The following is an 11,390-nucleotide window of genomic DNA, read 5'->3' on the forward strand; positions in this document are numbered from 1 at the left end:
TGGGGGGCAAAGGTCGGCTTGTGCTTTCCGCGCAGCAGTGTTGCGGTCTGGCTGGCAAGACGGCCTAGGACTACGTCAGTGGCGTCGATGACGTGCCACTGGCGGGAGATATCGCCTGGCTTCGGGGTGTACGTACGCACGGTGTTGGCCTTCGTTTCTATTTCGGTGTCGCCCACATCCACGGAGATCTCCGTGCCCGCGGGCTCAGCTTATTCATGCGCTACCGGAACTTCAGGTGAGGGCTGAAATACGACCAGTTATCCCGTAAATCTCGGCTCCGCCCCCGGGCCAGGTGGTTCTGCAACTGAACCGCTCCGTGGGGCGCAGACGTATCGAGCTGGGATACGCACAACGACTACCAAGGTTATCCTGCGCCGTGCCCCAGGTCAAAATGGCCTGCTCCTTCGCCCGTCCGTCGGTTCGCCGGCCGGCGATGCTGCCCAGGCGGCGGCCCGGACTCGAGTTTGCCGGCGTGCGACGCCGCGCCAGCGAACCCGCAGGAAACGGGACAAGGACCGCCAACGGGCAGGGCGAGCGCAGGTTCTGCGCATGCCAGGTACAGGATTGCGTCGATTCTCTCAGGATCGGATCAACTACCGATTCTGCAGGGATTCGGTTGCTAGCTTTCTGGCAGTGCTGGCGCTGGGTCAGCCGTACTTCCGTCCCCTCAGGAGTTTCATCATGATCGCTCACCTCGCAGCTAGCCTGCACACCCTCGGTTTCACCGTCCAGTCCCGCCTCCGCCGTGAGGAGACCGGCGCCACCGCCGTCGAGTACGGCATCATGGTCGCCCTCATCGCTGTCGTCCTTCTGGTCGGCGTCGGGCTGTTCGGCACCCAGCTGAACACCTTCTTCAACGGCCTTGCCACCAAGCTCAAGCTCACCACTACGTAACCTCCACTCGTCACACAGCGCTTGCACCGATGCATTGACACGGTTCGCGCTCTGCACAGTACGAAGAGCGGCGGCATCACACCGAGGCCGCTGCTCTTCCTGTCGTTAGGAAAACTGATGAGTCGTTCAGGGTCTGAGAGGGGATCCGTCGCTGTGGAGATGGCCATCCTCCTTCCTGTACTCATCCTTCTCCTGATTGGCACGATGGAGTTCGGGCGGGCATTGAACACCCAGGCCGTGCTGAATCAGGCGGCACGCGAAAGTGTTCGAGTGGTCGCGATTTCTGGTAACACTGCTGCCGGGAGTGCCAAAGCTGTAGCCTCAGCGCCGACGCTCAACCCCGCACTGGGCCCGGCCAATATCACGATCGAGAACTGTGCCTCCAGTGCAAGCACGACAAATCCGTCGGCGAGCGTTACCATCCGCTACGACTTGGGAACCCTCACCGGATTAGTCGGACCCTTCACGATCAGCGCTACTGCGGTCATGCTGTGCGGAGGATAACCGGCATGGCGAATAACCCAGTCCTCAGCCAGGAACGGGGTGGGGTGAGTGTCCTGGTGGCCCTACTCATGGTCGTCCTCCTCGGTTTCAGCGCCCTCGCAGTCGATGTCGCATTCGTCTATTCGGAGAGAACGCAGTTGCAGAACGGAGCCGACGCGAGTGCCCTCGCAGTCGCTCAGAAGTGCGCACTGAACACGAGTGACGTTGACTGTCGTTCGACGGCGCCCCTCGCGAAAAGCCTCGCGAACAGCAATGCCGTAGACGCCAAAAGCAACGTCAAGAACGTCGTCATAAGCGTTGCCGACCGCAAGGTCACGGTCTCGACAGGTGCGCTGGAAGATGGGCAAGCTCCCAATCGGGTGTCACTGATTTTCGCCAACGCCCTCGGCGTCGGGTCCAGTGAGGTGACGGCAACCTCAAGCGCTGAATGGGGTAGCCCCGTCGCGGGCCCCGCACCATTTCCCATCGTCTTCTCCGAATGTGAACTCAAGGACGGGTCCGGCTGGCAGGTAGTCGAATTCCGGAAGAAAGCCGACTCGACTCCTGCCTGTGCCGGCGGTCCTCCCGGCGGGTTCGGCAGTCTCAATTCGACGCCCGGGAAGTGCGAGGCTCTCGTCGATATCACGAAGAGCGCCTCGGGCAGCAACACCGGTAACACCGGGGCGCCCTTCAACTGCGTGGGGTTGCTCACGGAATGGCGCTCCAAGATCGAAGCGGGCACCCCTCCCATCGGCCTCTTCCCTATTTACGACCAGGTCAGCGACAGTGGATCGAACGCCGTGTACCACCTCATCGGTTTTGCGGCCTTCGAAGTGCACGGGTGGAAGTTCAAGCAGGAAGGCAGTTCTGTCTTCCCGGACTCCTTCCGCGACAACTACTACCCGGGCTACAGGTGCAGCTCCACGCAATGCATCGGGATCATCGGGAAATTCGTCAAGATGGTGTCCCTTGATGATGCCTACAAGCTCGGCTCTTACGACCCGATGATGGGCACAGCCGTCGTCCGACTCACCCTCGAGGAAGCAACACCATGAAATCCCGTCTCTTGGCCGGCGTAGCCGCCGTCGTCCTCGCTCTCGTGGGAGCCATGATGCTCTACAGCTATACGCAGGGCGCCGAGGCCCGCGCCATCGAGGGCCTCGAACCCGTCGATGTGCTGGTCGTGGCTACTGCCGTTCCGGCCGGCACGCCATCGGAAGAGCTCCTGCCCTTCCTCACCACTCAGAGCCTGCCCGCAACCGCGGTCAGCGGCTCCGCGCTCAAAGACCTCGATTCTTCTGCGGGTAAGGTCACCGCAGTCGATCTGGTGGTGGGTGAACAGCTGCTGACCGAGCGGCTGGTGGAACTGGACGACGCGGACTTGACGGGACGACCTGCTGTACCTGAGGGACTACAGGAGGTCTCGTTCGGCGTCGAACCCCACCGCGCGGTCGGCGGGAGCATCGCCCCTGGAGATACCGTCGGCATCTTCATTTCCATGGATCCGGGAGTGCGACCGGCTGGTTCTGAGCTGGAGTCGACTCAGTTGGTTCTGCACAAAGTGCTAGTCACGGCCGTGCAGCGTGCCGCCGTCGAAGCCGAGATCGATCCGGCAGCCCCGCCGGAAGAACAGGCCCGTGCACAAGCCGAGGCGCTTCCATCCGGCTCGCTGCTCTTGACCGTCGCCGTCACGGAGGACCAAGCAACCCGACTCGTCTTCGGCAACGAGTTCGGCTTGGTCTGGCTCAGCAAGGAACCGACCACAGCAACGGAAAGCCCTGAACCCATCACTATCGGAAACAAGGACCTGTACCGATGAGCAGATTCGTCCTGATCACCCCCAGTTCCGAGTTCGAACAGAAGTTGCGCCTTGCCGTCGCCGGTGGCTTGCAGGGCCATGTGAAGAGCCTGCCTGCGAGCACATTGTCCGGAGGGTCGGACGCCGTCCTCGATCAGCTGGCGCTCGAGCGGCCCGAGGTCCTGGTCTTCGGACCAGGCATCGCCATGGAGGACGCTCTCCGTCTGGCGGTCATCGTGGATGTGAAGTTCCCCGAGATCAGCGTCGTCCTCGTTCATGAAGACCACCCTGACCTGGCCCTTCAGGCGATGCGTGCCGGAGTCCGGGACATCCTCAGCCCTCTGTCCGACATCGCGAGCATACGAGCGCAGTTGGAACGCGCCTGCCAGGCCTTCGCGACCCGGCAGCGCTCCGACAGTCAGTCGCCCCGCGAGCAGCAGAGCGGACTGGTCATCGGCGTTTTCTCACCCAAGGGAGGCGTCGGCAAGACCACAATCGCCACCAACCTCGCGGTCGGTCTCGGCAAGATCGCCCCGATGAGCGTCGTCCTCGTCGACCTCGACCTGCAGTTCGGCGATGTGGGCATGAGCCTCTACCTGAATCCCGAATACTCGGTGCTCGACGCCGTCTCGAGCGCCGCCACACAGGATTCGATGGTGCTCAAGGCCTTTTTGACCGCGCACCCCTCGGGTATTTATGCGTTGTGCGCCCCTCGCAATCCCGCCGATGCCGATCGGATCTCCTCCGAGCAGATCACGCGCCTCATCCAGCAGTTGGCGCTCGAATTCCGCTACGTGGTCGTCGACACCGGTCCCGGGCTCACAGAACCGAGCCTCGCCGCTCTGGAGCAGTGCACGGACGCCGTATGGGTCACCGGGATGGACGTGCCAAGCGTCCGCGGTCTACGCACCGGGCTCGACGTCCTCCACCAGCTCAACCTGATGCCCGAGACCCGCCACGTCGTCCTCAACTTCGCCGACACCAGGACCGGGCTCTCCGTCCAGGACATCGAGGCGACCCTCGCCGCTCCCGTCGACGTGTCCATCCCACGCTCGCGCGGGATCACCCTTGCAACGAACCGCGGCGTCCCCCTGTTGCAGGACAAGGTCCGCGACCCCGCGACGAAGAGCCTCAACGATCTGGTGCAACGCTTCGACCACGCGTGGCGCTCCAAGTCGCAGCGCAAGCTCCACCGCCGCGTGGTGGTCCGGTGAATCTCGCCGCCCGGATTCAGGCAGCGGGGATCTCCCCCACCCCCGTAACCATCGAATCGGCACCCACCGTAACAACGGAGGAGCCCCGCTCGGCCGCGCCCGCTCCTGCATCGATCCCTGACGCCCCGGAGAAGCCCGGGACGGCGAAGGTCGACGTCTTCGCCGGCCTCAAGCAACGTGCTGCGTCCGCGCTCTTCGAACGCATGGGTGTACGCGCCAGCGACACGTCCATCACGGAGGAGGATCTCAAAGCAATTGCCCGCGAGGAACTCAGCCAGATCATCGATGCCGAGCAGGTACCGCTCAGCCCCGACGAGCGACGCCGTCTGATTCGCGATGTTGCGGACGACGTCCTGGGGTTCGGACCCCTTCAGCGGCTCCTCGACGACCCCTCGGTCACCGAGATCATGGTCAACCGGATGGATCAGATCTACGTCGAGCAGCAGGGCAAGCTGACCTTGAGCGATTCCCGGTTCAGCTCGGAGGAACACCTGCGGCGGGTGATAGAGCGCATCGTCTCGAAGGTCGGCCGCCGCATCGACGAGTCATCACCTTTCGTCGATGCGCGCCTGGAGGACGGCTCACGCGTCAACGCGGTCATCCCCCCGCTGGCAGTCAATGGGTCCTCCCTCACCATCCGAAAATTCAGCAAGGTTCCGCTGACGGTCCAGAACCTCATCGACTTCGGTACCCTGACACCGGAGATGGCTGAACTGCTCGACGCCTGCGTCAAGGCGAAGCTCAACATCATCGTCTCGGGCGGCACCGGTACCGGAAAGACGACACTGCTCAACGTGCTGTCCTCGTTCCTGCCCGAAGGTGATCGCATCGTTACCATCGAGGACGCTGTCGAGCTACAGATCCAGCAGCAGCACGTCGTGCGCCTCGAAAGCCGACCTCCCAATACCGAGGGCAAGGGTGCGGTCACAATCCGCGACCTGGTCCGCAACTCACTCCGTATGCGGCCCGATCGCATAGTCATCGGCGAGGTGCGTGGGGGCGAGTCACTGGACATGCTTCAGGCAATGAACACGGGCCATGACGGCTCCCTTTCCACCGTGCATGCCAACTCGCCCCGGGACGCTGTCGCACGCCTTGAGACCCTCGTGCTGATGGCGGGCATGGACCTGCCGCTGCGGGCCATACGCGAGCAGTTGGCCTCCGCCGTTCACCTTGTGGTCCAGATCTCGAGACTGCGCGACGGCACGCGTCGCATCACGCACGTCACCGAGGTGCAGGGCATGGAAGGTGACGTCGTCACGCTTCAGGATGCCTTCGTCTTCGACTACTCCGCAGGCACGGACCAGAAAGGCCGTTTCCTCGGGAAGCCCGTGCCGACCGGCATCCGCCCGCGCTTCATGGAGCGTTTCGAGGACATGGGCATCACGGTGTCCCCTGCGGTCTTCGGCGCATCTCCCTCGCGCGGGAGGTAAGCGCATGACAGTCCTGCTCATGGCCGGGTTCACGCTGCTGCTCGGCGCGATCGCGCTCGGCCTTGTCGCCGTCCGGCCGCGCCAATCACCAGTGCCGCTGGAGCGCCGGCGGCCGACCGTCGATCAGCCGGACTCGCAGCTGTCCCGCTTCGCCGGGGCGGCCGGCCGGGCAATCGACTCCTACCTTCGACGTAACCCGAAACGATTTCTCAACCAGAATGTTCTGGAGACGGCGGGAGTGAAGCTGAACCAGGCCGAGGTGTACCTGTTGGTGATCCTGTCCGGGATCACGCTGCTCATGCTCGGCTGGGTCCTTCTCGCGCCTGTCGCCGGCGTACTGCTACTGCTGCTGACCCCTGCCGCAGCACATCTGGTGGTGTCGTTCCTGACCGGTCGCCGTCGGCGGCGCTTCGATGCGCAACTCGGCGACACCCTGCAGCTGCTCACCGGCGGCCTGCGGGCCGGCCACAGCATCCTGCGGGCGATCGACGCGGCCGCGACCGAGGCGGACAGCCCGACGTCCGAGGAGATGCGCAGGATCGTAGCCGAGACAAGTCTCGGCAAGGACCTGCTCGCCTCCCTTATCGACACGTCGCACCGCATGCAGAACGAGGACTTCGCATGGATCGCCCAGGCCATCCAGATCAATCGCGAGGTGGGCGGAGATCTCGCCGAAGTGCTCGACCAGGTGGGCCACACCATCCGCGAGCGCTCCGAAATCAAGGGGCAAGTCAAGGCTCTCGCGGCAGAAGGAAAGTTCTCCGCCTACATCCTCGGAGCGATGCCCTTCGGCATCACGCTGATCCTCACGGTCCTCAGTCCCGGGTATGTGGACCCGCTGTTCACCGAGCCACTGGGTTGGGTGATGATCGCGAGTGCCGTCGTCATGATGACCATAGGCGGACTTTGGCTGCGCAAAATCATCGATCTGAAGTTCTGAAGGAGACCAATCCGTGGAACTGATCCTGCCCATGTCACTCCTGCTGACGTCGGCTCCCATCGGCTATCTCGCGTGGTCGCTGTTCACGTCCGACGCGAAGATGCGCCGCACGGTACAGGAGAACCTCAGGCAGGGCATAGGCACCGCGAGCACTACGGCTGAAAGGTCCAGACCGCTCCTCCGGCTCGGCCGCCGGCTCACGCCCGAATTCTATGTCGCGAAGCTCGACCATCTGCTTGCAATTGCTGGGCGGCCCGCCTCAATGCCACTTGCCAAAGTGCTCACCGCCAAACCGCTCCTCTGCCTCGCCGGCGGTCTTGCGGGGCTGGTACTGGTGCAGTCCAATCCGAGCAAGCTCTTCGTGTTGCTCTCTATCTTCATCACGGTACTCGGCTACTTCATCCCGGATCTCCTGCTCCACAGCAAGGGCCAGGAACGCCAGAACGCGATGGCCCTCGAGCTGGCAAATACGCTCGACCAGATGCTCATCTCCGTCGAGGCCGGGCTCGGCTTCGAGAGCGCCATGCAGCGCGCGGGCGAGACCGGCAAGGGCCCGCTGGCTGAGGAGCTCGTGCGCACGCTGCAGGACATGCAGGTAGGTCGAAGCAGGCGCGAGGCCTACCTCGCCATGGCGAATCGCAGCACCATCCCTGAGCTTCGCAGCTTCGTCAAGGCCATCGTGCAGGCGGACGCCTACGGCATCTCCCTGTCGGCCGTCCTCCGCACGCAGGCGAAGGTGATGCGCGTGAAGCGTCGTCAGCGTGCCGAGGAGAAAGCGATGAAACTTCCTGTCGCAGTCCTGTTCCCACTCCTGTTCTTCATCTTTCCGGTGCTGTTCATCGTCATTCTCGGTCCTGCGGCCCTCAATCTGATCAATACTTTCGCGGGCCAGTAGTGGGACCGACCGATGACTCGTCAGAAGCGTCTCCGCACCGAATCAGGAGAACAGGAAAGCAATTGCGCAGTTATCCCTCAGCATCAGCCGATTCCCGTTATCTCATCGGCTTCCGGCCGTAGCCTGACATGGTGCTTCCGAACGCTACCCCGAAGGTCCTGCCACTGGTGGACCTCACCGTGCTGTCCCAGCTCGAGCGACAGCTGAACGACCCCCGACCCGCTCGGGCCTTCGCTCGCGACTACATCACGGGCTTCGAGGATCGCTACCTCCGCCTCTCCAGCTCCGTGGGGAACCGGGACCTGCCCGCCGCCATCGATGCCGCCCTCAGCCTGCGCAACTCGTCGACGATGGTCGGCGCAGCGCGGCTCTCCGCGATGGCTGCGAGCTTCGAGACCGCTGTCACCTCGGCGGACCTGGATACGGCACGGAGGGCACTTCCCGCGATCGAGCGCTGCGGCATGGACACCATCGACGAGCTCGAGTCCCGCTACCTCGCGTCGGCCTGAGACGTCGTCTGGGACATCGCTTCGAAGAGTTCCGCCTGCAGGCCGCCGTGGGGGGGGTAGGGCGATCAGGGACGGGCAGGCGTGAGCCGGTAGCCCACGCCGCGGACGGTCTGCAGCCACCGGGGGTTCTTCGGGTCCTCGTCCAGCTTCCGGCGGAGGTTCCCGATGTGCACCTCGATGGCCCGCTCGTCGGAATCGCTGATGTAGGTGTCCTCGCCGTAGTAGTCCCCACGGACCACCCTCACCAGGTCTGCCTTAGTCCTCACGGCCCCGCTGCTCCGCAGCATCTCGGCCAGCAGGTCGAACTCGCTGCGCGTCAGCGGCAGGTCCCGCCCGTCCACGACGACGGTGCGGGCGGCGGTGTTCAGCGCCAGTCCGTTGTGTTCGAGGACCGGGGACGGCTCAGGTGCCGGCGCGGGAGCAGCCGGAGCAGCAGCCGCAGCAGGCGCGGGAACCGACACGGCCGCCGGGGAGACCGCTACCGGTTCGGGGACCGCACGGGGACGTCGGAGCATGGCCGCGATCCGCGCGCGGAGCTCCCGCGGGCGGAAAGGCTTGGTCAGGTAGTCGTCGGCCCCGGACTGCAGGGCGGTGAGCGTGTCCAGCTCGTCCCCGCGGGAGGTCAGCATCACCACGTAGCAGTTGCTGGAACTCCGGATGCGCCGCAGGACCTCGTACCCGTCGATGTCCGGCAGACCCACGTCGACCGTCACCACCGTCGCGTCGTGCGTGCGGACCAGGTCCACACCGGTCCGTCCGTTGGGTGCCAGGTGCACGGTGAAGCCCGACTGCTTCAGGACCGCAGCCACGAGGTTCCGCACGTCGGCGTCGTCCTCGATGACCACTGCAACTCCCGGGTCGCTCATTCGACTCCCGCCCCCATGTGGCCTGCTCTGAAGCCCGTTCGATCCGTCATGAATCCCATTGTGCCTGTCTCCGCAGCCGATTTGCGCCGGGTTCCGGTCAAAACGCGGATTGGGCTACATAATGGTAGGCAGTACGTAGGTCTCAGCGTCGGGAAGTTGTTCAGCATGCGGGGTTTCACCTTTCCTTGGATAGTGCGTGCCTAGGGATGTCAGTGCAGCGTGGCTGCGCGCTACGGCATCGAGGATCACCATCAGTCGTTCATTCGTGCTGTGCCAGATCCCCCTCACACTGATCGTCGTGGTCATCGGTGTCACGGCGCCCCTCCTCCGGCCCGGACTGATGTCCAACCGAACGTTCGAGCTCGGCTTCTCGATGATCCTGGTGCTGCTGGCCATCTGCCTCGTCGTCCCCTGGCGTGAGCTGCCGGCCGGCAGCCTGCTCATCGTCCCCGTGCTCGATTTCATCGCGATCGCCCTGATCCGGACCGGCGCATCGGAGACCCAGCCGGCTCTCGGCGTCCTCGCCATCTTCCCCGTCCTCTGGCTCATGCGCTCCTCGCTGCCCACATGGGCGTCCCTGACACTCACCGTGCTCGGTTCCCTGCTCATCACGGCGTGGCCGTTGTGGGGCACCTTCGACCCGGCGCTCATCCGCTCGTACCTGGGGATCCTGCTGCTGCCGATCGTCATGCTCTGCATCGGCGTCACGATCCGCGTGATGAGCCTCAACGCGCAGACACGTGAGGTCGAGATCGAACGCAAGGACCGGGAACTCAACGACCTCCTGCGGGCCGCCATCGACCGCGAACGCGTCCTGACCGCGATCCTCAACACGGTCGACGTCGGGCTCACCGCCGTGGACGCCCACGGCAACACCACGCTCACAAACCGGCAGCAGGAACTCTTCAACAGGCTGGCCGCCGGCCACGACGACGACGAGGAGCACGGCAGCCTGCTCTTCGGGCCGGACCGGACCACCCCCCTGACCGTGGACCGGCGGCCGATCTACCGTGCGCTGACGGGTGAGACGTTCGCGGACCAGCTGATCTGGGTGGGCGACGGTGACGCGCAGCGCGCACTCTCGACCGCCGCACGGCCCATCAAGAACGCCGACGGCCGCATCACCGGTGCCCTCATCGCCTGCAGCGACGTGACCGAACTGGTGGAGGCGGTCTCCGCGAAGGACGCCTTCATCTCCAACATCTCCCACGAGTTCCATGCCCCGCTCACCTCCGTGCTCGGCTACCTGGAGCTGGTCATGGAGGACGAGCATCCCCTGCCCTCCCACCTCAAGGGTTACGTCGACGTGGCGGGACGCAATGCCGAGCGGGTGCTGCACCTCGTCGCCGACCTCCTCTCCACCGCGGGAGACCGCGTGAGGGTGCATCCGCGTCCCGTGGACCTGGCAGCCCTGATCGAGATGAGCGTCAGGTCGAACCGGCTGCGCGCGCAGAAGAACAACGTCAAACTCAAGTCCGACGTGCAGAGCCCCCTCTGGACCCTGATCGATCCCCTCCGGATCTCCCAGGTGCTGGACAACCTGCTCTCCAACGCCATCAAGTACTCCCCCGACGGCGGCGTGGTGAACGTCCGCGCGGAGGAGACGGAGTCGACGATCGACCTCCACGTCGAGGACCGCGGCATGGGCATGACGGAGCAGGAAGCCCGGCAGGTGTTCTCACGCTTCTACCGGACGCCGGCCGCCCGCCGGGCCGACATCGACGGAGCCGGGCTCGGGCTGGCCATCACGAAGTCGATCGTGGAGAGCCACGGCGGCTCGATCGACTGCGTCAGCGCACCGGGCAAGGGCAGCCGCTTCACGGTGACCCTGCCGGCCAACGGCGAAGTGAGCCGCATGCACCAGGATTCCCTCGAGGAGTCAGTCTAAGGTGGTCCCCGCCCTGACGGCCGTAGCCGCTGCCGTCGTCGCCGCGGCACTGGGCCATGCGCTGTTCCCCCTCGCCGGCAGGGATGCCCGCATCGACCTGCCCGGCTCCCTCCGCCTGCCCCTGGCGCTTCTGGCGGGAGTGCTGGCGGGAGGAGGCGCCGCGCTCGTCGGGCCGTCCTGGAACCTCCCGCTCGTGGTGGTCCTCGCGGCGTTCGGCGTGCTGCTCGGGGCGATCGACGCGCGCTCCAAACTCCTGCCCAACGCGGTCCTGCTGCGGTTCACGGCCGCTAACGCCCCCCTGGTGGTCCTTGCCGCGGTCGGCAGCGGCCGTTGGAGCGGCCTGCTGGGCGCCGTGATGGGTGGTGCCGCGCTCTTCACGGTCTATCTCGTCCTCGCGCTCATCTCCCCGGCCGGCATGGGCATGGGCGACGTCAAGCTCGCCGCCGTCCTCGGCGTCTACGGCGGTTGGG

General features: G+C 64.9%; 11 protein-coding genes and 2 pseudogenes. 11 read left to right on the forward strand and 2 right to left on the reverse strand.

The genetic code is table 11. The annotated features are described in order from the left end of the window. A pseudogene (locus CVO76_RS08790) lies at window positions 1–140 on the reverse strand (uL13 family ribosomal protein); the annotation flags it as partial. A 541-nt stretch (window positions 141–681) separates the two neighbouring features. On the opposite strand from CVO76_RS08790, the gene CVO76_RS08795 reads away from it, so the two are divergent. The 9 genes from CVO76_RS08795 (at window position 682) to CVO76_RS08835 (ending at window position 8,166) form a co-directional block, all read left to right on the forward strand. Then, window positions 682–894: a Flp family type IVb pilin gene (locus CVO76_RS08795; protein WP_208739005.1), complete on the forward strand. Its 213-nt coding sequence runs from the start codon at window positions 682–684 to the stop codon at window positions 892–894. Window positions 895–1,053: 159 nt separating this feature from the next. Beyond that, window positions 1,054–1,398: a TadE/TadG family type IV pilus assembly protein gene (locus CVO76_RS08800; protein ID WP_244186317.1), complete on the forward strand. Its 345-nt coding sequence runs from the start codon at window positions 1,054–1,056 to the stop codon at window positions 1,396–1,398. A gap of 5 nt (window positions 1,399–1,403) precedes the next feature. Next, a complete protein-coding gene (locus CVO76_RS08805) occupies window positions 1,404–2,432 on the forward strand; it encodes a Tad domain-containing protein (protein WP_208739007.1) in 1,029 nt (342 codons plus the stop codon). After that, window positions 2,429–3,196: a Flp pilus assembly protein CpaB gene (gene cpaB / locus CVO76_RS08810; protein ID WP_208739008.1), complete on the forward strand. Its 768-nt coding sequence runs from the start codon at window positions 2,429–2,431 to the stop codon at window positions 3,194–3,196. The genes CVO76_RS08805 and cpaB overlap by 4 nt, the downstream gene beginning before the upstream one ends. Next, entirely contained in the window at window positions 3,193–4,389 is a 1,197-nt protein-coding gene (locus CVO76_RS08815; RefSeq protein ID WP_208739009.1) for an AAA family ATPase, read from the forward strand. Before cpaB ends, CVO76_RS08815 begins: the two co-directional genes overlap by 4 nt. Beyond that, on the forward strand, window positions 4,386–5,822 hold the full coding sequence (locus CVO76_RS08820; RefSeq protein WP_208739010.1) for a CpaF family protein: 1,437 nt from the start codon (window positions 4,386–4,388) through the stop codon (window positions 5,820–5,822). The genes CVO76_RS08815 and CVO76_RS08820 overlap by 4 nt, the downstream gene beginning before the upstream one ends. Before the next feature lie 4 nt (window positions 5,823–5,826). After that, the gene (locus CVO76_RS08825) at window positions 5,827–6,762 is read left to right on the forward strand and encodes a type II secretion system F family protein (protein ID WP_208739011.1); all 936 of its coding nucleotides are present in this window, start codon (window positions 5,827–5,829) and stop codon (window positions 6,760–6,762) included. A gap of 13 nt (window positions 6,763–6,775) precedes the next feature. Continuing rightward, the gene (locus tag CVO76_RS08830; protein ID WP_208739012.1) at window positions 6,776–7,657 is read left to right on the forward strand and encodes a type II secretion system F family protein; all 882 of its coding nucleotides are present in this window, start codon (window positions 6,776–6,778) and stop codon (window positions 7,655–7,657) included. Window positions 7,658–7,788: 131 nt separating this feature from the next. Continuing rightward, entirely contained in the window at window positions 7,789–8,166 is a 378-nt protein-coding gene (locus tag CVO76_RS08835; protein ID WP_133082425.1) for an Hpt domain-containing protein, read from the forward strand. Between the two features lie 65 nt (window positions 8,167–8,231). Here the strand turns inward: CVO76_RS08835 and CVO76_RS08840 are convergent, their stop codons facing one another. Next, on the reverse strand, window positions 8,232–9,032 hold the full coding sequence (locus tag CVO76_RS08840) for a response regulator transcription factor (RefSeq protein ID WP_208739013.1): 801 nt from the start codon (window positions 9,030–9,032) through the stop codon (window positions 8,232–8,234). Between the two features lie 196 nt (window positions 9,033–9,228). Between CVO76_RS08840 and CVO76_RS08845 the strand changes: the two genes are divergently transcribed. Next, complete coding sequence (locus CVO76_RS08845; protein ID WP_208739014.1) at window positions 9,229–10,920, forward strand: ATP-binding protein; 1,692 nt, start codon at window positions 9,229–9,231, stop codon at window positions 10,918–10,920. Between the two features lie 217 nt (window positions 10,921–11,137). After that, window positions 11,138–11,332, forward strand: a pseudogene (locus CVO76_RS17605) (prepilin peptidase); the annotation flags it as partial. Window positions 11,333–11,390 lie beyond the last annotated feature (58 nt).

It is taken from the genome of Arthrobacter agilis, from assembly GCF_002953615.1.
Taxonomy (GTDB): domain Bacteria; phylum Actinomycetota; class Actinomycetes; order Actinomycetales; family Micrococcaceae; genus Arthrobacter_D; species Arthrobacter_D agilis_B.

What these genes read in the sequence shown, in the direction of transcription:
- CVO76_RS08840 (WP_208739013.1), bottom strand. Translation starts at nt 9,032, where the DNA reads ATGAGCGACCCGGGAGTTGCAGTGGTCATCGAGGACGACGCCGACGTG.
- CVO76_RS08825 (WP_208739011.1), top strand. Translation starts at nt 5,827, where the DNA reads ATGACAGTCCTGCTCATGGCCGGGTTCACGCTGCTGCTCGGCGCGATC.
- CVO76_RS08800 (WP_244186317.1), top strand. Translation starts at nt 1,054, where the DNA reads ATGGCCATCCTCCTTCCTGTACTCATCCTTCTCCTGATTGGCACGATG.
- CVO76_RS08815 (WP_208739009.1), top strand. Translation starts at nt 3,193, where the DNA reads ATGAGCAGATTCGTCCTGATCACCCCCAGTTCCGAGTTCGAACAGAAG.
- CVO76_RS08805 (WP_208739007.1), top strand. Translation starts at nt 1,404, where the DNA reads ATGGCGAATAACCCAGTCCTCAGCCAGGAACGGGGTGGGGTGAGTGTC.
- CVO76_RS08795 (WP_208739005.1), top strand. Translation starts at nt 682, where the DNA reads ATGATCGCTCACCTCGCAGCTAGCCTGCACACCCTCGGTTTCACCGTC.
- cpaB (WP_208739008.1), top strand. Translation starts at nt 2,429, where the DNA reads ATGAAATCCCGTCTCTTGGCCGGCGTAGCCGCCGTCGTCCTCGCTCTC.